This window comes from Balneicella halophila (assembly GCF_003096835.1).
GTDB lineage: Bacteria > Bacteroidota > Bacteroidia > Bacteroidales > Balneicellaceae > Balneicella > Balneicella halophila.
The window spans coordinates 973,589-999,499 of sequence record NZ_QENZ01000003.1 but is presented as its reverse complement, the minus strand read 5'-3'; the positions used below and the strand labels follow the sequence as shown (position 1 = coordinate 999,499).

Here is a 25,911-nt window from a genome sequence, read left to right as displayed (position 1 = left end):
ATAGTATTTAATTAAACAATTATTATTCAACGGGTTTTAGTTTTACGGTAAAATGACGTAAAATATCGGCTTCCCAGGAAATTTCGTAACCTGTAGTGATTTCCTCTCTACGATCATAAAGATTTTTAAGACCTACGGCGATATAATCCATATGATTTTGGGTATAGGTACGACGTGGCATAGCTAAACGTAACAATTCTAGTTTCGGAAATCTATCCTTTCTAGTTTCTGGGTCTCTATCTGCGAGCAATGTTCCTATTTCTACTCCCCTAATACCTGCTTCTTTGTAAAGTTCTATAGCTAATGTCTGTGCAACGTAATGCTCACGAGGTACATTTGGCAAAACTGCTAGAGCATCTACAAAAATAGCATGTCCACCCACGGGTTTTTGTATTGGAATGCCATATTCTTTTAATTTTTCTCCTAGGTATTCAACTTGACCGATACGAGTTTTTAAATAATCAAATTCTGTTGATTCTTTCAAACCTTGAGCTAATGCCCCCATATCACGTCCTGACATCCCGCCATAGGTAACATAGCCCTCATACATAATACAAAAACTCATTGCTTTTCTCCACAGCTCCTCTTCTCTTAGTGCAATAAAGCCACCCATATTAACTAAACCGTCTTTTTTGGCAGAAATCGTCATCCCATCACCGTAACTAAAGGCCTCTTTAGCTATTTCTTTGATGGATTGATCAGCAAACCCTTCTTCACGAATCTTAACAAAATAAGCATTCTCAGCAAAACGAGCAGCATCAAACAATACGCGAATACCGTATTTATTAGATAATTCCCGGACTGCTTTTATATTTTCCATTGAAACAGGTTGTCCTCCTGATGAATTACAGGTTATCGTAATCAAGCAAAATGGAATTTTTTCTTTAGGATACGTTTTATACACTTCCTCTAATTTTTCCAAATCGATGTTGCCTTTGAAAGGATGTAAGTTATCAATATCAAAAGCTTCATCTATCGTACAATCTATTGCTTTGGCATCACGGAACTCAATGTGCCCTTTTGTTGTGTCAAAATGGGAATTTCCAGGAATAATATCTCCTTTTTTGATTAATGCAGAGAACAAAACATTTTCTGCAGCACGTCCTTGATGAGTCGGCAAAAAGTGTTCATACCCTGTAATGGATTGAACCGTTTCTTTTAACTTTTCAAAAGATGAAGAGCCCGCATAGCTTTCATCACCAAGCATCATCTCGCCCCACTGTTTGTCACTCATAGATCCTGTACCACTATCAGTAAGCAAATCTATGAAAACTTGAGAGCTTTTGAGGTTAAATAAATTATAGTCAGCCTGCTCTATCCATCTTTCACGTTCTTCTCTTGTAGATTGATAAATTTGTTCTACAGTCTTAATTCTAAAAGTTTCTGCAAAGGGAAGTTTCATTGATATATTTTTTTTGAGATTTTCCACAAAAATAATAAAAGTATATTCTATTATATTATATACATGCTTATTAACATGTATTGCTGACACATTTTTCCTACCGTGCATCTCGACTTAGAACTATATAACAAGATAAAGCCTCAGCTGAGCATCAGAGTTGTTTATTCTATATCAAATCAATGTTAAAATATAGATGCGTACTTAAGCCGTACACATAAATAAAGTGGCTAACCCTTATGTTAAAAAAACAATAAGACTGTATTTTTTTTATCAAACAATAGCTAATTTTTAAAAAAAATATTATGTTTGTTCTGAGAAATAAAGTGTAATATGTTTCTATTCAAACTTAGCATTATTCTTGATACGTTAATAAAAATATAGCGTTTTGAAATCAAATTATAAGTATTTGTTTGTTTAGAGACCAAAAAAACTTTACATTTGCAGTATATAAGTGAATACTCAATGAAAATACTTGAGAAAAATAGAAGTATAATTTATTCTTTAATTTAATTTATTTAATTATGAAAAAAAGTTTGTTTTTTAAAATTGTCATGTTATTGACAGTTGTAGTGCTTACAGTTAACTGTAAGGATTATGATGATGACATTGATTCTTTGCAGAATCAAATTAATGCCTTGAAGTCTGATTTATCAGCTGACTTTGAAGCAAAGATGGATGCAAAAATCAGTACTCTACAAGCAGAAATTGATGCTTTACAGTCTGACATGGCAAATGCTGCCACAGCTGAAGATATTGAAGCTGCTAAGCAAGAGATTATGGACAAAGTGGTAACATTAGAAATGTTCAACGAGTTCAAAGATGACGTTATGGCTCAGTTAGAAGCTGCAACTAACACTGATGAGTTGGATGCTGTAGTAACTGATGTTAATAGCCTTGAAGGACGTGTAGCTGCTTTGGAAGCATTGTTGAAAATCAAGGAAGATGGTACATTTGATGGTTTACAAGAACTTGAAGATAACATTGCTGCTAATGAAGCATCTATCAAAGCTTTAATTGACGGTGGTATTGATGAAGACAAGTTCAATGAACTATTAGAAGAAATGGGACTTAACATTTCTGAATTAGGTCAAGGTCTTACTAGCTTAGTTTACTATCCTGAAACTTATGTAAATGGTGTTGAAGCTATTGTATTTAGACCAGTTGTATTTAGAGCTGAAACAACCGATAATTGGCAAAATGATGAATGTAATCCAAGTGAGCCTCCCGCACCAGGTTGTCTAGATAACATCGGTACTAGTGTTTCTATGGCTGGAGCAGAAAATCAAACTTTCACTATGCAATTATTATCTGCAGCAACTACTGTAGCATATAATGTAAATGCAAGTAATATTGATGTATCTAAATTGGATACAGAAAACTTAATGGTAACATCTCATGTTGCTAAAATGTATACAAATTCAAATGTGTCAATATATACAAAAGCGGGTGGTGCTGAAGATGCTGTTGAAAACAACCCATTTACAGCTAAATTCGTTGACATGATGGACGGAAAAATGCACGTAAGTTTAGATATTGACTATACTGCTTTTGAAAATGCGTATGGTAATGATTTTAATTTAGAAGACTATTTTACAGGTGTTGTTGGTAATGGAAGCGAAAGTGAAAATGGTGATAAAAATATTGTATTGGCATTACAAGTTCCAGCTGGAGAAACTGCTACTGGAACTTCATCTTATGTTACTTCTGACTATACTTTAGCTACTGTTCAACCAATCTATGGTATTGATATTGCAAAGCCTAATAATAATGATTGTCTTCGTTATTCAGACTACATCGATGGTCCATCTACTGATGACCAAACACAAAATGTTCCAGGTGGTTATGATTTTGACTGGGCTGGTGTTGAGAATGCTAAATATTTAGGTGATGGAATCAATCTATATGACGATGCTTCAAATTTAAAACCAAAAGATGCAAGAATTGTTGACTTAGTAGAAGGAGAAACTTTAGATCTTCATACAGTTGTAAAAGCTATTGGTGGGTCTGAAAGATTCCCTGACTCAAAAGATGACTGTGTAGATGTAGATGTTGAAAAGTATGGTTTCGAATGGGAATTCTCATTATTAGATGGTAATGATGATCCTATTGAGTATATTTTAGAAAATAACAATACTGATCAGCAACAATTCATTACTCTTAATGAAGAAACTGGTGAAGTAAAAGCTAGAGTATTCTCTCAAGATCCTAATGGTGCAGCTGTTGACCGTACTCCTATTGTACGTGTACGTTTGATTGACCCTGAAAATCCTACTTGCTTTATTAGTCAAGCTTTCATCAAGATATTAATTGGTGAAGAAGAGGAAGAAAGACCAGACGATGTTATTATTGGTTTAGAACAAGCTGAATATGTTGTAGGATGTAATGAAGAAGATACATTTACACAAATGTTCACTGTACAACAAGTAAATGAGCAAATTTATAATGAACTTGGATTGTCTAAGCAAAGATTCCACGAGAAGTATCCAGAATTTGAGCATGTTAATGGATTAGGTACTGTAGAGGTTATTGAAGATACTGAAGATGGACAAACTACTTACTTACCAAAATGGACAGTTAATGCTTGTGCAATGTATGCTGAATTTGTTGATAAGTGTGGAGAAAATAGTGAGTCTGCTATTCTAACTGCAACTGGAAGATACTTTAATGACGCAGGAGAACAAGTAATCGTAAAATTCTCTGTATTAGCTAAGTTAGCTGACAATATGAACTTAGAACCAGCTGATTTATATGCTAAATACTGGCACGAGAATTTCACATACATTGAGCATCACTCACAAAAGCCAAGATCAGTGAATGACTCTGATGTGAATAACTTTACATACACAACTGATATCAATGGTGCATTCGTAAATCAAAACACAACACCATCTGCATTCGATAATATGGAGTACGAGTATATTTTCGCTCCTGCAACTGAGCAAATATCTGGTGCTAAATATAGGGATGGTAGTGATATCATTATTACAATTGAAAATGATGGTAAAGAGTTACGTGCAAATGGAGAATTAGTAGCAACTATTACAGACCATGAAGCATTAAACGCTGGTAGCGGTACATTTGATCCATTGGATCCTCAAAGTTCTGACTTCTTAACTTATGAGAAGAATGATATGGCTAACTACTTATTGAACAAAGCAAACAATGGTGAAAACTATTTCATGTGGGCTAGACTTCAAATTAAAGCACAATGTACTTGTCCAGATGCACCAGAGACCTTTGTGAAAATCAACGGTAATGATGGATTTAACGTTCGCTTCTTACGTCCAATTGATGTAAACAGTACTTCAACAGAGAAATTTATTGACGGTGTTGACCAAGGTAAGTTTGGTTCTATCGTAGATATCTTTAAGGCTGTTGGTTTAGCTGACTGGAGAAAAGATACATTCGCCGAGAATGATAATTACTACGATTTCTATGGTGTAACTTCTATTACTTACGAAGAAGGTGCAAGATGGGATGCTAGTGGTAGTATTGAGCCAATACCAACAACTGTTGAATTAAGCTGGATTGACAGAGCGACTGTAGCATCAATCACTAATGGTGATTTGAACTTTGATGGTCAAGTTGTTACAGATACAAGTGCTGCTAACTCTGATGAAGATCCTGACCTATTCCGTTACGGTGGATTACGTTACGATTCTAATGAGAGTGTTGTTACTGAAGATTACTACCTATATATACCGATTACTATTATATATGATAGAGGTACAATCGTAACTAGAGAAATTAAGATTCTAGTTGAAGCAACAACTACTAACTAAAGTTAGAAAATAATATATCGAAAGATATATATTAGATAAAAGTAAAGGGTCGCAAATGCGACCCTTTCTTTTTTGTTTAACAATTTCTATGTTTACAGTCTAATTATTTTGTACCTTCGTAAAAACACAAAATATGCAATGCATCATGAAAAGACTTCTTCTATTATTTTTATTGACACCTCTCGTTGCCCTTAGTCAAAACAATTTCGAAAAGCATTTTACAGAAAATTCGTTGCGTATAGATTTTGAATTGGCTGGAAATGCGGATGAAGAGTTTGCTATTCTGCAATCTATGAAGCAAGAACCCCACTGGGGAGGCAATCAGCAAGCACTTATCCCTAAATATAATATGGGTGACTATAGAATTACCATTAAAAACTTAGATGAAGAAATCCTTTATAGCAAAGGTTTTAATTCGCTGTTCCGTGAATGGCAAACGATTAGTGAAGCACAAAAAATCAATCGAAGTTTTCACCATGCTATTCAGCTTCCCTATCCTAGGGACTCTGTCATTGTATCTATTAACTCTAGACAAAAGGATGGAAAATTTCAAACTTTGCTTAAGTGGGAAGTGAATCCAAAAGATTATTTAATTACCCAAGATAAAACCCCTCACTACCCTATCGATACTCTCAGCTATGCCGGCAATAGTTCTGACTATCTTGATCTTGTTTTTATTGCAGAAGCGTATACAAAAGACGAACTTACAAAATTTCAAAAAGATGTGCAGCGTTTTAAACAGTGGATATTCAGTGTAGCACCTTTTACGAAGTACAAAAACAACGTAAATATTTATGCAATTCTTGCTCCTTCACAGGATTCTGGACCAGATGTGCCAGGAGATTCTATCTATCAAAATACTTTATTAAATGCCAGTTTTTATACTTTTAATTCTCCAAGATATCTTACAATACGTGATACAAAAAAAATGTACGATATTGCCGCCCAAGTTCCTTATGATCATGTATATGTAATCGTAAATACTGAGATATATGGTGGTGCTGGTTTTTATAACACATACACTTCGTGTGCCTCTGATTGCAGAAACGCAGAAGAGATAGCCTCACATGAATTGTGCCACGGACTTATTGGTTTAGCCGATGAATATTATACAAATGGTGATGAAATTAACTATTATTACAATCTAGATATAGAGCCTTGGGAACCCAATATCACGACGCTGATTGACTTTAGTAAAAAGTGGAAGCATCTTGTCAATAAAGATATTCCTATCCCCACACCTCGTATTCCGAAATATGAGGATGAATTAGGTGCTTTTGAAGGTGGTGCCTATCAGAGTAAAGGTATTTACTCACCCATGCAAGATTGTAAGATGAAAACGAACAATACTAATGAACTATGCCCTGCATGCCAAGAAGCAGTTCATAAAATCATGCAGACGTATATCAATAACTAAAGAGAGCTTGAGAAGCTCTATCAAAAATAAACAATGAAAGACACCAAAGCCATTACCTCTTGGGCGGAAGATGACCGACCTCGTGAAAAACTTCTTATGCATGGGCGTAATACACTAAGCATTGCTGAACTTATTGCTATTCTCTTAGGTTCAGGAAATAAAGAAGACAGTGCTGTTGATTTGGCTAAGAAAATCCTATTACACTACGACAACAGCCTCAATAAATTGAGCAGAGCATCAGCACAGGAGCTATGCAAAAATTTTAAAGGAGTCGGTAATGCCAAAGCTGTGACACTTCTTGCAGCCATGGAATTAGCTGTACGTAAGGGATTGGAAAAAGAAAGTGCCGTTGTTATTACAAGCAGTCAAGATGCTTACCAGCTTATTGCCCACAGGTTGGCAGATTTATCGCATGAGGAGTTTTGGGTGCTTCTGCTCAATAATGCTAATAAAGTCATCACTACAAATAAACTAAGCATGGGTGGTACTAAAGGCACCGTTGTTGATAAAAGTATGTTGTTGAAGTTAGTCGTAGAACACTTAGCATCAGGTATTATTCTTGCTCACAACCACCCTTCTGGTCAAAAGAAAACTAGTCAAGCTGATCGTCAGATTACAAAAGATGTAAAAGAACTATGCCAACTTTTAGATATTCGCTTATTGGATCACATTATCGTTTGTCATACAACCTACTTAAGCTTTGCTGACGAAGGAATCATATAGTAGCTTAGCATTAACACTTTCCGCATTAATCCCTGTCATAAATATTTTCTCTTGTTATTCAAAACAGTTATAGACCGCGCTACCAATTATAGAAGAAAAAAAGCCTCACTCTAATGAAGAGTAAAGGCTGTAACAGAATTAAAATAGTATGAATTTACGGACTAAACAATTCCTGAAAATCCCATAAATGCCATTGCCAGTAAACCTGCACAAATCAATGAAATAGGGACGCCACGCATTCTTTTAGGAAGAAATACTAAGTCTAAATGTTCTCTTATTCCCGCAAAAATCACCAAAGCTAAACCAAAACCTATAGCATTAGCCAAAGCAAATACAACTGATTCCATAAGGTTATAGTCATTAGTGATTACTAATATAGCAACCCCAAGTATTGCACAGTTTGTAGTAATTAAAGGTAAAAATACACCCAAGGCTTGATATAAAGCCGGGCTCACTTTTTTCAAGATAATCTCTACTAATTGTACAAGTGCAGCAATGACCAAAATAAATACAACTGTCTGCATATAACCGATACCATACGCATCAAGAACATACTTTTGCAATAGAAATGTTACTATTGTTGAAACAACCATTACGAAAGTTACTGCGCCTGTCATCCCTACCGCTGTTGATATTCGTTTGGAAACTCCTAGGAACGGACAAATCCCTAAGAATTGAGACAATACAATATTATTAACGAATATCGCTGATATGATAATAATGAAATATTCCATAGTCTTTATACTTTTCTAAGATGATTAATAAAAGCAATAAGGTAGCCTAAAGCGATAAATGCTCCCGGTGCTAAAATAAACAATAACATTCCATAGTGCTCATTGAAAATAGGAAGGTTAAACATCTTACCAGTTCCTAAAAACTCTCTCAATGCACCTAACATGGTCAACGCCATCGTAAAACCGAGTCCCATACCTGCACCGTCTAGGATAGACTTGAAGACGCCATTTTTCGATGCAAAAGCTTCAGCACGACCTAATACTATACAGTTCACAACAATCAAAGGGATAAATAATCCTAACGCATTAAATAAGGAGGGAACAAAAGCCTCCATAGTTAATTGTACTATAGTTACAAATGTCGCAATCACAACAATATAAGAAGGAATACGAACTTTGTCAGGTATCAAAGCTGCGATTAAAGAAATCACAATATTTGACATAATCAATACGAAAGTTGTTGCCAACCCCATACCTAAGCCGTTTATAGCTGAAGAAGTGACCCCTAGGGTTGGACACATTCCCAAAAGCAAAACGAAAACTGCATTTTCTGTAAAAAATCCTTTCGTAAATATCTTCAAATTACTACTCATCAGATCCTCCTTTCTTTTCTAAGTTGTCATAAGCGCGCTGTACTGCATCACTAAATGCTCTTGAACTTATTGTAGCTGCAGTGATTGCATCAACATCTCCTCCATCTTTTTTCACCTTCAATTTAAAATCTTTAGGATTTTTGCCTTTAAATTGATCTATAAAAGCGGGAGTTGCCATTTTGGTGCCTAAGCCCGGCGTTTCTGTATGCTCTAGAACTTTGATATCTGTTATTGTATTATCGTTAGCAAAACCAACCATTAACCAAACAGGTCCGCCATAGCCTTTCTTAGAATAGGTTTTGACTGCGGTACCCACTTGTTTGTCTCCAACCTTAGCCGGATAAAATTCAATGGTAAATTTATCTTCTATGTTCAATGAATTCATATCTTTTAATGGGTCATTATCAAACTCTGGAATCACCCCTTTAATTGCTACAACCTTTTTAGCTAGTTTGGCTTTTGCAATAGGCTCCTTTGTAAGTTCATATACATAACCCAATACACCTCCTGATATTAAAGTAATTACCAAAAGGGTGAGCACCATATTCGTTAAATTAGATTCTCTTTTTGCCATATTACACAGTTTTTAAAGGTTGTGCAAAGCGCTGAGGCTTCATATATACATTTATTAGAGGTGTTACTGCATTCATTATCAGTATTGCAAAAGACACTCCTTCAGGATAAGATCCGAATACTCGGATAAGTACAGTAATAACACCAATTCCTACTCCATAAATTATCATGCCCTTATAGGTCATTGGTGAGGTAGCATAGTCAGTTGCCATAAATATTGTCCCCAACATCAGCCCGCCAGAAAATACATGAAAAAATGGATCGACGTACCGAGTAGGATCGTAAAAATAGAGAATAGATGTAAACACTATCACAGTTCCTAAAATAGCTACCGGAATATGCCAAGTAATTACTTTCTTCCAGATAAGATAAGCTCCACCCACGATGAGTGCTAACGCAGAAACTTCACCAAGAGAACCTCCTACGTCTCCGCTTATCATATTGAATATCATCCCCACGCTATCTGTAAATTGATCTACATTACCCTCTTTTGAGGCTTGTTTTACTAATTCCAATGGCGTTGCACCTGTACCTGCATCTACATCAGTCCAGTTAAACATTTTAGGTCTTGGCCATGAGGTCATTTGTGCAGGGAATGAGATGAGCAAGAACACGCGACCAACCAATGCTGGATTAAACACATTGCTTCCCAATCCTCCAAAAGACATTTTCCCAACAGCAATCGCAAAAATAGCCCCTAATAGAATAATCCACCAGGCTAAATTCCCGGGAAGATTAAATGCCAAAAGAACACCAGTGAGTAAGGCAGAGCCATCCATAATAGTCGTTGGCACTTTCATTAGATAAACTTGTATGACATACTCCGTAATGACGCAGCCTAATACAGCAATAGCAGTAACTATCCAAGTGTCCCAACCAAAAAATAAAGCTGAAACCAAAAAAGCAGGTATCAAAGCAAAAAGCACTCGATACATATTCTTTTGTACGCTATCGCCACTATGAATATGCGGTGATGGTGATATTACAAATTGATTCATTTTATATACTTTAGCTTTTCAAAGATTTTCTTATTTTTTTCGCGAACGCATGATTTGTCCAACATCTTTCTTCCCTATACGGATATAGTCTAACAACGGACGATATGATGGACAAGTGTAACTACACGAACCACATTCTATGCAATCCATAACGTCTTCTTTTTCTAGTCTATCATGATAATTTCGCTCTGTCAATTGCATGAGTAGATAAGGCTCCAAGCCCATTGGACAGACTCTTACACATTTGCAACAACGAATACAGTTCTGCATCTCTTTTCTGCGAGCTTCTAGACTTCTTATGAGTAAAACGCCTGATGTCCCTTTTGTAATAGGAGCATCTAAATTGGTAAGTGCTTTTCCCATCATCGGTCCTCCAGAGATAACTTTTTCAGTATCTTCAGGTAAACCACCAGCTTGTTCAATCAAATGACTAATAGGAATTCCAATTCTACAACGCCAATTTGATGGATTGCTAAACGATTTTCCTGTAACAGTCACAATTCGACTAATTAAAGGCTTGTTTTTCTGAACTGCTTCGTAGATGGCAAAAATTGTTGCAACATTTTGTACCACAGCTCCTACTTCTATTGGTAAAGCTCCCGAGGGCACTTCTTTGTCAATTGTAGCCTTGATGAGTTGCTTTTCTCCGCCTTGAGGATATTGAACTTTTAAAGGACAAATCTTTATGTTAGGATGATTTTTAGTAATCATTCTCAGGTGCTTAATAGCATCTTCCTTATTGTTCTCAATACCAATGATAGCTTTGTCGATGCCTAAAGCTTTCAATACAATCTGCACTCCTACTATGACTTGCTCTCCTCTTTCCAACATCAGTTGATGGTCAGAAGTTAAGTAAGGTTCACATTCAACTCCGTTAACGATTAGCACTTCTGCTTTTTTACCCGGAGGAACCATCAATTTCACATGTGCAGGAAATGTAGCACCTCCCAAGCCGACAATACCTGCCTCAGCTACCTTATCAATAATTTCTTGAGGTGAAAGTTCTATTGTTTTGTTTAAAATATCACTTCTGTCTATAGTATCTAACCATTCATCTCCTTCTACACTTATGACAATAGACTCTTTTCTGTATCCGCTAGCATCTACGACTTGGTCTATTTTTTTTACTTTTCCTGATACAGATGCATAGATATTTGCAGAGATAAAGCCTGCTGACTCGGCAATAAGCTGCCCCACTTTAACTTCCTCTCCACGTTTTACTAAAATCTTGGCTGGAGCCCCAATATGTTGCGATACAGGAATAGTTACCATCTTAGGCAGTGGTAGGTCTTTTAATCCTTTTCTGGCAGATAGTTTATTCTCTGGTGGATGAATACCTCCTAATGAAAATGTCTTTAACACAGTTATTCCTCCTTCTTTATATCGTTAGTACTTTGATTATCTTTCACTTCTTCTTTTGGCTTTTTCAAAACGATAGGTTTCTCTATGTTTTCAATTTTTGGTTTAGCAGGAGCTTTGTCTTTTCTTGGCTCTCTGCGAGGTGGAAAATTTAGTTCATGTATAGCATTAGTCGGGCAAACTGGCACGCATTTTCTACACAATACACATTTGTCGTCATCAATATAGGCGAGGTTGTTTGCAATAGTAATCGCATCAAACTTACACTCTTTAAAACACTTGCTACAACCTATACATGCAACCTCACATGACTTTTTAGCGATGGCTCCTTTAGCTTCATTACGACATGATACGAAAATACGACGGCTCTTTGGTCCCACATTTCGTAACTCCAGTAAGTCTTTTGGACAAGCTTCAACACAAGCATTACAAGCTACACAATTGTCTTCAATAACCACAGGAAGTCCTGTACTTTCATCCATATACATGGCATTAAAATTACAAGCATCGACGCATTCTCCCATACCTAAGCAACCGTACTCACAACCTGTATCTCCGCCATAAGTCAGCGAAGCAACAGAACAAGAAGTAGCCCCGTCGTAAATATTCGTTTTTGGCCTATGTTCGCAAGCCCCATTACAACGCAATACAGCTATTTGTCGTTTCTTGTCTTCAACCTCCTGTCCTAAAATACTTGCAACTTTTGCCATAGTATCAGATCCCCCAACCGGACAATATAAATCTCCTAAATCATCAGCCTTAACAGTTGCTTCTGCAAATGCACGACATCCCGGAAAACCGCAACCTCCACAATTAGCTGCGGGAAGCGCCTCTTCTACTTTATCAATACGTGGGTCTTCTATTACATGAAATTTCTTAGATGCTACATAAAGTATGATTGCGGCAACCACACCAATAGCACAAAGAGATATTATGGTAATTACTAATAAACTCATGCTGTTATCTTTTTAATCTTAATATGTAATTTATTATCAAAATAGGTCTTCTTAAAATACAAGAGGAAGTAATATATGGGTAAAATTCCAAGACTCAATAAGCCAGCTTTTAATTCATCATCCCAAACTACATAACCGATAAACAGCAAAGCTACCACCAAAATCATTGGAAAAACATAAGCCCAAAACAGTGCAAAAAAGCCTTGTTTATCATTACAGCTCACATACACTTTCTCACCTTTAGAATAATTTGTTGCATCTGCTACTTTAGTCACAATGTATTTGTCTTGAAAATCAGCAGCCGAACAAGCTCCTTTGGCATGGCAAGAACTACAGGCTGACGCACTGCGCAGTAGTACTTTGACACGATTGTTTCGTATTGAAACAACTTCACCTAAATGATCTATTGTGTCTGTTTGCACCATAAAAACTCACCTCTTACAAATCGATGAACAAAAATACTTAATTTGAACAGCAAAAGCAGAACTTCGAGGTTATTTATAATTATTCTAATCTTTATGGGTGAATCTTAAATAAAAAAAATAGAAAATACTCAAAGACCTATTACCACTTCATCAATAGTTGTGCGATTTTATTTCTGAGTTTTGATGTACTGCCTCTATAGTTATTGACCATAACTGCAAATGCAACTTCTTCCCCACTTTGAGTTTTAAGATAGCCGGCATAACAACACACCTGTTGCATACTTCCTGACTTTGCATGAGCTTTCCCAACTAAATCTGTATTTTTTCCTAAGTATTTCAGTGTGCCGTTTAGCCCAGATAGGGGTAAACTTTTTTTGAAAGCTCCTGTTTGAGAACTCTCAGACATATAGCGTAATAAGGCTGTAAAAAATGAAGGATTCGCAGCATTAAAATGTGACAAACCGCTGCCATCGTGTAAGTAGAGTCCGTCAACTCCGAGACCTTTTCCTTCCCAATAGTTCTTCAAGGATTTAAGCAAATCTTCGCGTGCTGTACTTTTACTTCCTTCCACCAAATACAGTAAAGCCTCAGCGTAGAGATTGATGCTTTTATGATTGGTCTGTTTTATGATATCTCTCAACGCCGGTGAACTAATAACACCAAGTTCTATTTTGGTTTCTGTACAAGGAGTAATTTTTACCATACCTTTTACGGGAATACCTGAGCTTATCAACGTCTTCTTTAAAGCCTGACCAAAGGCAAGTGCCGGGTTTGGTAGCGACCCTTTTACAGTGAAAATTTTACGATACTCAGGTAAGGTTCCTCTTACGATTCGTTCTTTGCTAAAAGGAGCTCCAAAAATATACGCTTTATCAGCCTTGATTTTTGAGGCTAAAACTTCACTCCTAATAGCTAAGCCTAAATCAGGTTTTACCGAAGTGATTTTCGCTAAACTGCCCGCTTTGGCTGTAGTAAATGTAAGTTTATATAAATTATCATTGTAGTTAATAGGATGAACTGTTGCTCCGTAATAATTTCCGAGATCTTCCCAAGTCCATGTAGAAGGAACTCTTGCATCAAAAGCACTTTCATCAATAAAAATATCTCCACTTATAAGTTTTATTCCTTTGCTTTTCAGTAGATAAACAATCTCATTTACTGCATTTTTGTCCTTAAAATATTTAGAATTAAATGTCGGATCACCTACCCCTGTGATAACTATACTTCCGTTAAGCAAACCGTTTTGTAATTTACCTGTATAACTCACGGGTGTTTCATATCGAAAATCTGCTCCTTTTTGTTCTAAGACAGTTGCTGTAGATAGCAATTTAAGAATAGATGCTGTAGCTAGACTTTTTTCAGCATTGTAAGCGCCCAACTCTTCACCATTAGAACTTATTACATGTATTCCGAGACTTGCATGTTTTAAATCTTCATCGGTGACAAATTCATTGATACTTCGATGTATGGTTTGAGCACCTTGACCAAAAGTCGCAACAACAGCATTTAACAACAGAAAAATGAGTAGTTTACTCCTTCGCATTAGTTATATCTTTTAGAATTTCTTCAACTTCTTGCTCAGTTTTATACAATTTATTTTTACAGACCTCTAATAAATATGCAACACGTTTTACTTTCACAGAAAGTAAATCTACATCTAATTCATCATTTTCTATCTCTTTGATGACTTGCTCTATTTCAGCCATAGCTTCACTATAGGTCATTTTTTTTCTTGCCATATTATATTTACAATTTATTTTTGAAAATAATCTTACGTAATCTTCCACCTACCTCCTCAATAGGATGGTTTGCTAATTTCTCTCTATCCTCTTTAAGATGTTTGTAGCCTTCCGTTGCTTCTTCCATAAAATCATCAGCAAACTTACCACTTTGAATATCTTTTAAGATATCACGCATAGCTTTTCTAACGTCAGGGGTTACTATTTGTTTTCCGGCAACCATTGCTCCATATTCAGCAGTATTGGAAATAGTTTCTCTCATGTATTTATAGCCACCTTCGTAGAGTAAATCTACCACTAATTTCAGCTCATGCAGACACTCAAAATAGGCTATTTCAGGAGGATATCCAGCTTCAGTCAATGTTTCAAAACCAGCCAAAACTACATCCATCATCCCTCCGCACAGAACACTTTGCTCACTAAAAAGATCAGACTCTGTTTCATTCTTAAATGTGGTTTCAATAATGCCTGTACGTCCACAACCATTTGCCGCGGCATAGGCTAAAGCGAGGTCTTTCGTATTCCCAGAAGCATCATTTGCTACTGCCCAGAGTGCTGCCACGCCACCGCCTTCTTCGAAAGTGCTACGAACAGCTTTCCCTTGTCCTTTCGGGGCTACCATCATCACATTTATACCTTTCCCTGGATTGATATAGCCATAGTGAATATTAAAACCGTGAGCAAAACCAATCGTTGCTCCTTCCTTTAAATTCGATGCAATTTTTTTCTCATACACCTCTGCCTGCACTTCATCAGGGATTAATAACATTACAAGATCCGCAACTTGTACAGCCTCAGCAATCGGGCGCACATCAAAATCTTGTTTTACGGCATTTACCCATGAACTTCCCTTTTCTCTACGCAATCCCACAATCAATGGGATTCCCGAGTCTCTAAGATTAGCTGCTTGTGCCACACCTTGAGCACCAAAACCAATAATTGCAACAGTTTTCTGTTTTAATAATTCTATATCGCAATCTTTATCGTAGTAAATCTTTAGTGCCATAATCGTATAGATTTTGAAAGTTTATCATATCAAATATACGAAAATAAAAAAGGAACTTTGTCTTTTTCAAACGAAGTTCCTTCAATTTTTCTGTATTCGAGTTTTGTCTTAGAAACGCTTACCGATAGAAATCCCCGCACGAGGGTAACCTCCAATATCATTACCCGACATATCTTTTCCTCCACCTAAAAAGATTTCTCCAACCCAATTATTTTTAGATACATATTTCCATCCTAATCCAACCCCTAAGCCTGCACCTCTTTCAAAATTAGTTTTATTGGATCCTCCTCCAATATCCTCATCTCCCTTCACAGAATAAACTGAAGCATTCACTTCAATAAAGAAACCTGCTGCATACTTTCTTGCAGATTCTCTATCACCACCAAAGAACCAACGGAAGTAAGGTGAAAATTGATATTTACCTACATAAGTATCCCCATCATCTACAGAAACACCCAGAGATGCTCCCACACTAATGTCTTCATCTAAAATACGCTCATAAGACACTTCGGGAAAAGCTCCAAAGATGCTTACCGGTATATTTACTTTAACTTCATTTTTTCGCTCTAAAAAGAGTCGCTCTGTTCTTGTGCTGTAACCGCAACAATAAAACTTACACTTAAAACTAGCATTAAAATTCTTTTCATTTATTTGAATTTAATTAATATATTATTAAATGTATAGATTTTAACAAAATACAATCGAAATAGTAGTCAAATGTAAGCTTATTATTTTATCAACTAATTAATTTAGAAATATAATTACATCAAAAAAACAAGCCTCCCCATAACACAAGAGTAGCGATGATACCAAGCATCACTAGGAGTGGCATGATAAACTTTAACCATTGCTTATAGTTTACATTAACCATAGCTAAGGAAGGCAATATCAAACCTGTAGGAGTTATGAAACTCATTAGTCCCATTCCAAACAAGAAAGTATTTACAATCTCTTGTGGTTCCACTCCTACTACAGTTGCCAATGAACCCATAATAGGCATCGTAACGACTGCCATGCCTGAAGATGATGCGATAAAAAGCGTTAGTATTGAATAGACAAACATCAATACAGGCAAGAAAATCATAGGAGGCATTCCTTCAACTAGATTTGTAGCATAAAATAATATCGTATCAGCAATTTGTCCTTCATTCAATATAAATGTGACTCCTCGTGCAATACCAATAATGAAAGCTACACCAAGCAAATCCTTAGCTCCCGCTAAAAATTCATTAATAAAACCTTCTTCGCTTAAACGTAATATCACCCCCACAATTACCGAAGACACTAAAAATAAGGCTGTCATTTCTTGAAACCACCAACCCATTCTAGATACCCCATAAATCATCACTATAAAAGTCAAAGCAAAAACGGTGAGTAAAATTTGTGTTCTTCTTTTTACTTTTTCCACAGGCAATGCCTGCTCACCGGCAAAAGCTTTAGGCAGTGGCACACCATAAACTAATGATTTCGTTGGGTCTTTTTTAATTTTTGAAGCATAACGCATCACATAGATGATACATACTATCACTCCTAAAACGAGCATTACAATACGGCTATTCATTCCCACTGTCCAATCTACCCCGGCCGCATCAGAGGCTATAATCGTTGCAAAAGGATTGGTCGTAGAAGCCATAGTACCGATACAAGAAGCTGTATAGATAACTGCAACCGGAACCAATAGGTCATAACCTGCAGCTAAAAACACCGGAACTAAAATAGGATAAAAGGCTAGAGTCTCTTCTGCCAACCCAAAAGACGTACCGCCCAAAGCAATTAATGTAGTGATAAGAATAATAAGCAACCCTTCTCTACCTTTCAGCCGATGTGCCAAATATCCTACGCCCTCATTGAAAGCACCCGAACTATTGAATACTCCAATGAATCCTCCTAAAATCAAGACGAAAAGGATGATGTCAATAGTGTCATAAATACCTTTCAAAGGTGCATAAAGAATTTCCAAAAGACCTTGTGGCTTTGCCTTGCCTTGTTTATAAGTTCCGGGTATGGAAACCGGTTTTTTTATTTTTCCTTCTTTAAATTTATTTAATTCTATGTAAATATTTCGACTTTCCAATTCTTCCTGGGTTGCAGGAACGGTTTCACGCTCTTCTCCCCCTTCAATAACAAACTCATTATCAGAACTATCATATCTTAGTGTGTTGAATGAACCAGATGGTAATAGAAAAGTGAGTGATGCACTTAATGCAATCACAATCATCAAAACTGTGTACGGAGTTGGAAATTTCAATTTGCGTTTCATTAGCTTTGGGTTAATTAATTACAACAAATCAGGCAATTTTTATCAATTGCGATGCAATTATACAAAAAAACGAGGAGCTATACCTGAAATGTGTTATATAATCATTTTTAAAATCTTATAGACAGCAAGGCATCATAGAACATATCTGATGTTTGTGTTTCATAACCTACACGAACTCCAAACACTATAGGGATCGGGATATGCAGAATATGGGCATCGGCAGTAAATTCCGTTCCAAATGAATGAATATTTTTAGAATAATCCTCTGTCTTTGACAACCCATAATCATAGAATAATGCTGTATTGACACGTTTTACATATAGCACTCTTCCAAGATTCCAATCAGGATAAGCTAATGGAAACTTATAATTAGACATCAAAGTGTATTTTTTCTCACTTAACAATGAGGAAGTGCCACGAGGATGCTCAATATTATCATCCAAGAACTCATTTTGTTCAGGCTGATATTGATAAGCACCATATAACTTAATACCATGATGTTTTATCAATGAGGGAAAATAAAATACTCCCTCCGCAGCATAGGTATAAGCATTATCATCATCAAATGGAGTGTGACGATAAGTAAATGAAAGTTGCTGACCAAATGGACTGTAAAGATCACGATAAGACCGCTTATGAAGATTAGAAAAGACGAAATTGTATTTTAACAACTTGTGTGTTTTCTCTAGACCTAGGTGAATTGGATCTCCTTCCTTGTAAGAAGATATGTCACTGGTACCACTCAAATAAGTATGTTTTACTTTTCTGTCTTTTGTAAATTCTAAACCTGTTGACACGGTAATATGCCGTGAATATTTCCCTCTAGAAATATCAAAAGGTAAGCTGACCTCAGTCTCCCACTCCCACCTTCTCTTTTCTTGCTTAATTGTTGCAGTATCAATGGGATTTTGATTATCTAATATTGTTAACAGTCTTCTTGATTGTTTCCCGTAGCTTAATTCTGTGGAGATAATTGGAAACCATCCCTTGTAAACCAAATTAGCATAGGCTTGTCCATTTTTGTAACCACTTTTGTCACGATACCCAACATTTACAAACATAGTACTTAATAAATTCTGTGATGTTGTAGAAATTCCCAAATCATAATCACCAGAACTAAATGCAAACGGAGAGCGACTATGGAAATTAAATAACTTTTTACTTTTAGAATAATGATTGGAAGAAAATGCCAAACTTTTATCATAGCTTAACTCTGCTTCCTTTTGTTGATGATTTACAGCTTGCAGTAATAAGTCGTCGTTCCATGCTTTTGGTTCTACCTCAATATTTTCTCCTTCTTCTAAGTCCATTGATACCACTTGGTTTCCTTTAGATGTATAGCTTACATACACTAATTTATCACCACTAATGGTTGCTTCTGAAGCTCCATAGGGAGATTCTGTCAGTTTTATCAGCTTGCTAGTGTCCATCTCTAGTTTATAGATATCATTTTTACCTTCATATCCTGCTGTAAATAATAGACTTCCATCAGAATACTCCAAATCAGATAGTGCTACATTAAATATTTCAACAAGTAAATCCTTCTCCTTGGTCTTAAGGTTGAGCTCAGCTATACCTGTTCCGTCTTCGGTGAAAATGTATGCTATAGTTGAACTATTTATAAATTGAGGATCTGTAATTCGAGTACTGCCAAAGTTATATTGATATTTCAATTCCCCAGTCTCCCTATCTAGTACTACCAACTCGTTTGTATAGTCATCATTCTTAACTACTGCTACAATCAAAGAATTGTCTTCATTAGCTGAAGGCATATACAAATCACGGTCAAAAGGTATTTTTCTCTTCTTTTTTGAAATGACGTCTAAGTAGTAAAGTGCTGAATGAGAATTTTCCGTCCATCTGATATGGGGTATATCTTCTGTCCAATACAGAAATTCATCGTTTACATTTATTTTGCTCGTCAGATTTCCTGGAGTGAATAAAACTTCTTCAGTGCCATCATTTTTTAAGTTTACAAATTGCAGGTAGTCTTCATACCCGGATTTCAACACCGCGATACTCCCATCATTTAATATTTGAGGGGATGTGTAATTTGTATAAATTTTTACAGACTTTGATAAGGGTTGATAGGTAGTAGTATCTATTAAACTTTGCTCTTGCTTCCAACGTGCCTGCAGTTCCGTCATATTATCATTATATAATGTCACAGTAGCATTTTTATGCGCATTATTATTCCACTTTTCTGCTATTTCTAATTCCTTTGAATCAAAAGTGCTTTCGGTTTCTGCGTGGGAATCAAGTTCTTGTATAAGTTTTTGAAATGTACGTTTTCTCTCCTCATTCTTCAAACTAAATTCTGCAAAATTATACCACGGATAAGGATATTCCCCTGCCTTTGCCAGTGCATTAATCCAGAAGTCATCACCATAGTTTTTAAGCGTATTTGCTACCATAAAATAACCAAATTCGTAATAATTAGGCACATAATCTTTAAAAGATCCTAAAGAAGCTTTATCATAGCTATACCAGTTTTCATTTTCTAACAAATGTGCTTTCATCACCTGTAAAAATTTTGGTGAACGTCCTCGCCCGGCATTACTTAGTAACGTTTCTGAGAGCACTGCATCACCTTCCATAAACCACATAGGTACTTTGTAACTCAAAACTGCTGGCACTGCTTGTTCCCCAAACAAAACGGTCAAAATCTTTGGTAAATCTTCATGGAGCTTATCCATTTGAACAACATGTCGGTACTCATGCGTAGCCAGATGCTCTAACCAATCATTAGGTAAACCTGCATTGGGTGGAGTACTATATAACTCACCGCGTCTTGGTGCCCAAGCAAAGTAGCCATTAGACTTTGTAGTCTCTGCATGTAACACAATAGATACCTTCTTTGGCTGTACTTTCAGACTTTTTTTATTTAAATGATAAAGCTCTGTGAAAATAGCTGCTAATCGTTGTGCTTGGTTTTCAAAATAAGATGGGTAAACTAATTGAAAATCATCTGTTTCTATTTCTCTCCAAGAAATAGAGCTTCTATCCTGTCCTGTAGAATAATATTGTGAATAGGTAACAGAACAAAGTAAAAAAACGAAAATTAAAAGCACTAACTTTTTCATAGGCCTAAATTTGAGTTCATACAAAAATACGTTAAAATATTTAAGCACAAACGCTATTTAAATTAACTAAAAAAAGCCAACTATTGATTTACAACAATTGGCTTAAACTTCTGTGAACTTCTTAACTAAATCTTAATATTCATCCTCATTAAAGAAAAAATCGTCTTTACTTGGATAGTCTGGCCATATATCTTCAATACTATCAAAGACTTCATTCTCTTCTTCAATATCTTGTAAATTTTCAATCACCTCCAAAGGAGCTCCTGATCTTATCGCATAGTCAATAAGCTCTTCTTTTGTTGCTGGCCATGGTGCATCTTCTAATTTCGATGCGAGTTCTAATGTCCAATACATAATTATTCTTGTATTTTGTTTAAATTTTTACTTTTATGGCTGCGAAGGTATCATTTTTTCTTAAATTTCAAAATCCTTCCCATTTATGTTCCGAGATTTGCAAATCCTGTGCCAGTTTTCTTGCCATGATAAAAAATAAATCTGATAGTCGGTTAATATATTTAACAACAACTGTATCAATGTCTTCTTCTGTTGCAAGATGCGTAATTCTCCGCTCTGCTCTACGGCATACGGTTCGGGCTATATGACAAAATGCCACGGTTTGATGACCGCCTGGCATAATAAAATGTTTCAATTTAGGAAGTTCTTCATTGAGTTCATCAATTAATGCTTCAATTTCAGTAACGTCATCTTCTTCACATGCAACTATGTTGTATTTCTCTAAGTCTTCTTTCTCTGTTGCTAAATAAGCACCAATATCAAAAAGTTTGTATTGTAACTTTCCTAAGAATTCTTTCATTCGCTTGTCCATAGACTGCGATTCTAACAAACCTACAAATGAATTCAATTCATCTACAGTACCGTATGCCTCCAGCCTTATATTATGTTTAGAGACTCTTTGTCCTCCTACTAAACCTGTTTTACCTTTATCACCTGATTTTGTGTAAATTTTTGCCATTATTATAATATTTAAATTATTTCATATGTTATTATAAAGATAGAAAAATTATTTCATCTAAAAATTCATAAGCAAACCGATTAAAGAACCAGTTTAAACTCTTGATGAGAGAATCCATTATTAAAAACAAAAACTCTAACTTTATACAAGTCTAAGAAGAAGTCACATTTTTCCCTCAGAGAGTAATCTGAATTGATAAATCTAGTGCCGATAGATATAACAAAAGCCTCATTAGATAAACTTAGCTTTCCAAAGCAATCTTTCTTTCCAAGGATAACCAAGTTGTATTTTTTATCTAACACAGGGGTTTTATCATACTTTAGGTGATATTTATCAAAAGAATTATAATAATTATTATTTAAGAGCAAAATATCTGTTAGTTTATAATGATGCTTCATTCGCAACATCATACGCAATACCTTATCGTTTTCGTCGCCGTAAATCTTCTTCTCTCTACCCTTAGGTCTAAGTATCTGTTTCTGAAACTGATACACAAACGGAGAGTGAATACCATAACCCTTTTTAGAGTAAGAGGCGAATCTATGACTTATAAAATAAACTAAACTCATCAGATTAAGATATAATAAAACAACAAAAATAAGTACATAATCTCACTTTTTTTAAAAACTAATTTAATAACATACATTTTCATTTCTTAACAATTATTTCATATATTTGCTCGCAAAGATTTTCCTGACTGTGACAGGAAAGAGTACTAATTTATTAAACTTAATTTATTAATATGAAAAAACTTATGTTCTTACTCGTTTTTTTAGCATTGGGTATCTCAAGTGCCTGGGCTCAAAAAACGTTCAGTGGTAAGGTAATTGGTCCTGATGGGCTTGGATTACCGGGCGTTAGTGTCGTAGAAAAAGCCAACCCTATTAATGGTGTAGCTACAGACATTGATGGTAATTGGACACTAACAGTGCCAGGTGATAATACCATTCTAGAATTTACTGCTATTGGTATGAAACCTGTAGAGTTAGCAGCATCTGAAGCTGCAACTGTAAATATGGTTGCCGATGCTCAAGTTCTTGACGAAGTTATGGTAGTTGCTTATGGTACTGCTAAAAAATCTACATTTACTGGTTCTGCAGTTCAAGTAGATAACGAAAAGTTAGAAAAAACACAAGCATCTGATGCTGCTAAGGCATTAGAAGGTGTTGTTCCAGGTCTTACTGTAACTAACAGTACAGGACGTCCAGGTTCATCTTCTACATTACGAATTAGAGGTATTGGATCTTTGAATGCTTCAAGTGCTCCACTTATTATTTTAGATGGTGCTCCTTATTCAGGTCAATTGAACTCTATTAATACTCAGGATATTGAAAACATCAGTGTATTGAAAGATGCTGCTTCTGCTGCTTTATACGGTGCACGTGGTGCTAACGGTGTGATTTTGATCACTACCAAAAAGGGTAAAGAAGGTCGCGTACAAGTTACATTTGATGCTCGCTTAGGTCAAAACCAAAGAGGTGTACCAGAGTATGATATTATGGAAGACCCAGGTGTATATTACACGACTTATTGGGAAGCATTAAAGAACTCTCAAATCTATGGTGAAGGCGGAAGTGACAATCCAGCACAGTGGGCTAGTGATAACTTGATCCCTGAATTAGGATATAACATTTACAATGTAGCTGATAACCAAGTGGTTGATGTGAATGGAAATCTTACTACCTCTCCTATTAGATATGCAGATGGTTCAGATTTTAATGATTGGATTGATGTGTTATATGATCCAGAGTTGAGACAAGAGTATAATTTAGGTATCACAAAAGGTACTGAAGATAACAAGATTTATTTCTCACTAGGATATTTGGATGACAAAGGATTTAACCTAAACTCAGGATTTGAGCGTATTTCTACTCGTATAGCCTATGAAACTCAAATTTATGAGTGGTTAAAAGTAAACGCGTCTTCACAATATGCTCAGACAGAATCTACTTACCCATCTGATGAAGAAAATAATTTCTCAAACACTTTTATGTGGACAAGAAGTATAGCACCAATCTACCCTGTTTATAAGCATGATGCTGATGGAAACATTCTTACTGATGAAAATGGCAAAAAACTGTATGATGATAGTCTAGACAGAAAATATGCCGGTGGTTTTAACTTGATTGGGCAGCAAGAAATGAATGAGCTTTTAACTAAAGACAATTATTTAACTAATAATTTAAGAGTTGATATCGATTTACCTGCTGGTTTTAAATTTAGTACTACTGCTACTCAATACATTAACTGGTGGAAGTATTCAGACTTTAAAAACCCATTGATTGGTGATGGTGCTGCTTATGGCGGTATTCTTTATAAAGAGAACAACTCTTATGAAACTTTCAACTTCAACCAAATCCTAACTTGGGAAAAAGAATTTGATTTATTTGACCTTAATGCTATGTTAGGTCATGAAACTTACCAAGCAGAAGGTGAATATGTATATGGTGAAAAAAGATCACTGTTGGATCCTGAACTAACAGAATTCCAAAGTGCAGCAACTATTTCATCTTTAGGATCATATACTACTGACTATAAAGTTGAAGGATATTTTGGACAAATCACTGCAGATATAGATGATAAATATTATTTTTCTGCGTCTTTAAGACGTGATGGATCTTCTGTATTCCATCCAGATAATAGATGGGGTACTTTCTGGAGTCTTGGTGCTTCTTGGAGATTAAATGAAGAAGAATTCTTAAGAGATACTGAGTGGATAAATAGTTTAAAATTACGTGTGAGTTATGGTGCACAAGGTAATGACTATTTATATTTACCAGGAAGCAGTAGTGCTAGAGCTTATACTCCTTACACCAACTTATATTCTATCTCTTCTGATGGTACTCAGTCAATCTATGGTCCTACATATAAAGGAAACAAAGATATTACATGGGAGAAAAACAAAAACTTTAACGTAGGTTTAGAATTCAACATCTTTGATGGCGCATTAGCTGGGGAACTTGATTTCTTCCAACGTAAGACAGATGATATGTTGTTTAACCTTCCTATACCATCTACCACAGGATTCTCTACAGAGCCAGTAAACATTGGTAATATGAAAAATACTGGTTTTGAATTTAATCTGACTTCACGCGTTTATAGTAATGATGACATTAATATTAACGTAGGAGTAAATGGTATTCACTATGAGAACGAAGTATTGAATCTCCCTGATGAATTTAAAGAAGAAGGTATTGCTACTGGAAACAGAATAATTAAAGAAGGTGGTGGTGTATATGACCTATGGATGGTTAAATATGCAGGTGTAGACCCAGAAAATGGTGATGCTTTGTATTACATATTTGATGAGGACACTAATGACTTTGTTGCAAAACCAAGTTCAGAGCACTCTACAGATAAAGTTAATAAGCAATTAATTGGTTCTTCAATTCCAGACCTTGACGGTGGTTTCTTTGCAAATGGTTCATTCTATGGAGTTGACTTAGGTTTACAATTCTCTTACCGTATTGGTGGTAAAGTTTATGATGGATTATACGCTGGTCTTATGAGTGCTGGTGATGCTGGAAATAACTGGCATACTGACATACTAAATCGTTGGACACCAGAAAACACAACTACTGACGTACCAAGAGTTCAAACTAACTCTCAAAAGTTAATTTCTAGCTCAGATCGTTTTATTACTGATGCTACCTACTTATCTCTACGTAATGTAACTTTAGGTTATACTTTACCAACAGCTACTGTAGAAAACATAGGTTTAAAAGCATTGAGAGTATATGTAGCAGCTGATAATGTTTACTTATGGTCTAAGCGTAAAGGTTTTGATCCTAGACTTACATTATCTGGAAGTCAATCTTATTCTAAGAATAGTGCTATTCGCACAATTTCTTTAGGAGTAAAAGTAACATTATAATAATCTATCTGTTA

Annotated in this window: 21 protein-coding genes; 4 read left to right on the top strand and 17 right to left on the bottom strand. The window is 35.7% G+C overall.

Annotated features, from left to right (window positions below):
* Nucleotides 1-22: 22 nt before the first annotated feature.
* Entirely contained in the window at nucleotides 23-1,402 is a 1,380-nt protein-coding gene (locus C7377_RS04470) for a tryptophanase (protein WP_116496227.1), read from the bottom strand.
* A gap of 521 nt (nucleotides 1,403-1,923) precedes the next feature.
* Here C7377_RS04470 and C7377_RS04465 point away from each other — a divergent pair.
* The 3 genes from C7377_RS04465 (at nucleotide 1,924) to radC (ending at nucleotide 7,324) form a co-directional block, all read left to right on the top strand.
* Nucleotides 1,924-5,184 (top strand): hypothetical protein, encoded by a 3,261-nt coding sequence (locus C7377_RS04465; protein ID WP_116496105.1) that lies wholly within the window; start codon nucleotides 1,924-1,926, stop codon nucleotides 5,182-5,184.
* Between the two features lie 145 nt (nucleotides 5,185-5,329).
* Nucleotides 5,330-6,601, top strand: coding sequence for a M64 family metallopeptidase (locus tag C7377_RS04460; protein ID WP_165806844.1), 1,272 nt, complete (start codon nucleotides 5,330-5,332; stop codon nucleotides 6,599-6,601).
* Nucleotides 6,602-6,634: 33 nt separating this feature from the next.
* Nucleotides 6,635-7,324: a RadC family protein gene (radC, locus tag C7377_RS04455; protein WP_116496103.1), complete on the top strand. Its 690-nt coding sequence runs from the start codon at nucleotides 6,635-6,637 to the stop codon at nucleotides 7,322-7,324.
* 161 nt (nucleotides 7,325-7,485) lie between these two features.
* Here the strand turns inward: radC and C7377_RS04450 are convergent, their stop codons facing one another.
* The 16 genes from C7377_RS04450 to C7377_RS04375 form a co-directional block, all read right to left on the bottom strand.
* Entirely contained in the window at nucleotides 7,486-8,058 is a 573-nt protein-coding gene (locus C7377_RS04450; protein WP_116496102.1) for an electron transport complex protein RnfA, read from the bottom strand.
* Between the two features lie 5 nt (nucleotides 8,059-8,063).
* A complete protein-coding gene (gene rsxE / locus C7377_RS04445; RefSeq protein WP_116496101.1) occupies nucleotides 8,064-8,651 on the bottom strand; it encodes an electron transport complex subunit RsxE in 588 nt (195 codons plus the stop codon).
* Entirely contained in the window at nucleotides 8,644-9,225 is a 582-nt protein-coding gene (locus C7377_RS04440) for an RnfABCDGE type electron transport complex subunit G (protein WP_116496100.1), read from the bottom strand. The genes rsxE and C7377_RS04440 overlap by 8 nt, the downstream gene beginning before the upstream one ends.
* 1 nt (nucleotide 9,226) lies before the next feature.
* Nucleotides 9,227-10,222, bottom strand: a complete 996-nt coding sequence (locus C7377_RS04435) for an RnfABCDGE type electron transport complex subunit D (RefSeq protein ID WP_116496099.1) — start codon at nucleotides 10,220-10,222, stop codon at nucleotides 9,227-9,229.
* A gap of 30 nt (nucleotides 10,223-10,252) precedes the next feature.
* Nucleotides 10,253-11,584, bottom strand: a complete 1,332-nt coding sequence (rsxC, locus tag C7377_RS04430; RefSeq protein WP_116496098.1) for an electron transport complex subunit RsxC — start codon at nucleotides 11,582-11,584, stop codon at nucleotides 10,253-10,255.
* A gap of 2 nt (nucleotides 11,585-11,586) precedes the next feature.
* Nucleotides 11,587-12,537: a Fe-S cluster domain-containing protein gene (locus C7377_RS04425; protein ID WP_116496097.1), complete on the bottom strand. Its 951-nt coding sequence runs from the start codon at nucleotides 12,535-12,537 to the stop codon at nucleotides 11,587-11,589.
* The gene (locus C7377_RS04420; RefSeq protein ID WP_116496096.1) at nucleotides 12,534-12,962 is read right to left on the bottom strand and encodes a SoxR reducing system RseC family protein; all 429 of its coding nucleotides are present in this window, start codon (nucleotides 12,960-12,962) and stop codon (nucleotides 12,534-12,536) included. Before C7377_RS04420 ends, C7377_RS04425 begins: the two co-directional genes overlap by 4 nt.
* Nucleotides 12,963-13,101: 139 nt before the next feature.
* Entirely contained in the window at nucleotides 13,102-14,505 is a 1,404-nt protein-coding gene (dacB, locus tag C7377_RS04415) for a D-alanyl-D-alanine carboxypeptidase/D-alanyl-D-alanine endopeptidase (RefSeq protein WP_116496095.1), read from the bottom strand.
* The gene (xseB, locus tag C7377_RS04410; protein ID WP_116496094.1) at nucleotides 14,492-14,701 is read right to left on the bottom strand and encodes an exodeoxyribonuclease VII small subunit; all 210 of its coding nucleotides are present in this window, start codon (nucleotides 14,699-14,701) and stop codon (nucleotides 14,492-14,494) included. The genes dacB and xseB overlap by 14 nt, the downstream gene beginning before the upstream one ends.
* Before the next feature lie 7 nt (nucleotides 14,702-14,708).
* Nucleotides 14,709-15,707, bottom strand: coding sequence for a ketol-acid reductoisomerase (ilvC, locus tag C7377_RS04405; RefSeq protein ID WP_116496093.1), 999 nt, complete (start codon nucleotides 15,705-15,707; stop codon nucleotides 14,709-14,711).
* Between the two features lie 108 nt (nucleotides 15,708-15,815).
* Nucleotides 15,816-16,214 (bottom strand): hypothetical protein, encoded by a 399-nt coding sequence (locus C7377_RS04400; protein WP_116496092.1) that lies wholly within the window; start codon nucleotides 16,212-16,214, stop codon nucleotides 15,816-15,818.
* Nucleotides 16,215-16,473: 259 nt separating this feature from the next.
* Entirely contained in the window at nucleotides 16,474-17,967 is a 1,494-nt protein-coding gene (locus tag C7377_RS04395; RefSeq protein WP_116496091.1) for a YfcC family protein, read from the bottom strand.
* Nucleotides 17,968-18,074: 107 nt separating this feature from the next.
* Nucleotides 18,075-21,050 carry a TolB-like translocation protein gene (locus C7377_RS04390; protein ID WP_116496090.1) on the bottom strand — a complete coding sequence of 992 codons (2,976 nt, stop codon included), beginning with the start codon at nucleotides 21,048-21,050 and terminating at the stop codon, nucleotides 18,075-18,077.
* Between the two features lie 132 nt (nucleotides 21,051-21,182).
* Nucleotides 21,183-21,404: a DUF2795 domain-containing protein gene (locus C7377_RS04385; RefSeq protein WP_116496089.1), complete on the bottom strand. Its 222-nt coding sequence runs from the start codon at nucleotides 21,402-21,404 to the stop codon at nucleotides 21,183-21,185.
* Between the two features lie 67 nt (nucleotides 21,405-21,471).
* The gene (locus C7377_RS04380) at nucleotides 21,472-22,023 is read right to left on the bottom strand and encodes a cob(I)yrinic acid a,c-diamide adenosyltransferase (protein WP_116496088.1); all 552 of its coding nucleotides are present in this window, start codon (nucleotides 22,021-22,023) and stop codon (nucleotides 21,472-21,474) included.
* Between the two features lie 80 nt (nucleotides 22,024-22,103).
* Nucleotides 22,104-22,592 carry a hypothetical protein gene (locus C7377_RS04375; protein ID WP_116496087.1) on the bottom strand — a complete coding sequence of 163 codons (489 nt, stop codon included), beginning with the start codon at nucleotides 22,590-22,592 and terminating at the stop codon, nucleotides 22,104-22,106.
* 173 nt (nucleotides 22,593-22,765) lie between these two features.
* Between C7377_RS04375 and C7377_RS04370 the strand changes: the two genes are divergently transcribed.
* Nucleotides 22,766-25,897, top strand: a complete 3,132-nt coding sequence (locus C7377_RS04370; RefSeq protein ID WP_116496086.1) for a SusC/RagA family TonB-linked outer membrane protein — start codon at nucleotides 22,766-22,768, stop codon at nucleotides 25,895-25,897.
* The last annotated feature ends 14 nt before the right edge of the window (nucleotides 25,898-25,911 follow it).

Coding starts and splice junctions, on each gene's coding strand:
- C7377_RS04470 (WP_116496227.1), bottom strand. CDS start 1,402: ATGAAACTTCCCTTTGCAGAAACTTTTAGAATTAAGACTGTAGAACAA.
- C7377_RS04465 (WP_116496105.1), top strand. CDS start 1,924: ATGAAAAAAAGTTTGTTTTTTAAAATTGTCATGTTATTGACAGTTGTA.
- C7377_RS04460 (WP_165806844.1), top strand. CDS start 5,330: ATGAAAAGACTTCTTCTATTATTTTTATTGACACCTCTCGTTGCCCTT.
- radC (WP_116496103.1), top strand. CDS start 6,635: ATGAAAGACACCAAAGCCATTACCTCTTGGGCGGAAGATGACCGACCT.
- C7377_RS04450 (WP_116496102.1), bottom strand. CDS start 8,058: ATGGAATATTTCATTATTATCATATCAGCGATATTCGTTAATAATATT.
- rsxE (WP_116496101.1), bottom strand. CDS start 8,651: ATGAGTAGTAATTTGAAGATATTTACGAAAGGATTTTTTACAGAAAAT.
- C7377_RS04440 (WP_116496100.1), bottom strand. CDS start 9,225: ATGGCAAAAAGAGAATCTAATTTAACGAATATGGTGCTCACCCTTTTG.
- C7377_RS04435 (WP_116496099.1), bottom strand. CDS start 10,222: ATGAATCAATTTGTAATATCACCATCACCGCATATTCATAGTGGCGAT.
- C7377_RS04425 (WP_116496097.1), bottom strand. CDS start 12,537: ATGAGTTTATTAGTAATTACCATAATATCTCTTTGTGCTATTGGTGTG.
- C7377_RS04420 (WP_116496096.1), bottom strand. CDS start 12,962: ATGGTGCAAACAGACACAATAGATCATTTAGGTGAAGTTGTTTCAATA.
- dacB (WP_116496095.1), bottom strand. CDS start 14,505: ATGCGAAGGAGTAAACTACTCATTTTTCTGTTGTTAAATGCTGTTGTT.
- xseB (WP_116496094.1), bottom strand. CDS start 14,701: ATGGCAAGAAAAAAAATGACCTATAGTGAAGCTATGGCTGAAATAGAG.
- ilvC (WP_116496093.1), bottom strand. CDS start 15,707: ATGGCACTAAAGATTTACTACGATAAAGATTGCGATATAGAATTATTA.
- C7377_RS04395 (WP_116496091.1), bottom strand. CDS start 17,967: ATGAAACGCAAATTGAAATTTCCAACTCCGTACACAGTTTTGATGATT.
- C7377_RS04390 (WP_116496090.1), bottom strand. CDS start 21,050: ATGAAAAAGTTAGTGCTTTTAATTTTCGTTTTTTTACTTTGTTCTGTT.
- C7377_RS04385 (WP_116496089.1), bottom strand. CDS start 21,404: ATGTATTGGACATTAGAACTCGCATCGAAATTAGAAGATGCACCATGG.
- C7377_RS04380 (WP_116496088.1), bottom strand. CDS start 22,023: ATGGCAAAAATTTACACAAAATCAGGTGATAAAGGTAAAACAGGTTTA.
- C7377_RS04375 (WP_116496087.1), bottom strand. CDS start 22,592: ATGAGTTTAGTTTATTTTATAAGTCATAGATTCGCCTCTTACTCTAAA.
- C7377_RS04370 (WP_116496086.1), top strand. CDS start 22,766: ATGAAAAAACTTATGTTCTTACTCGTTTTTTTAGCATTGGGTATCTCA.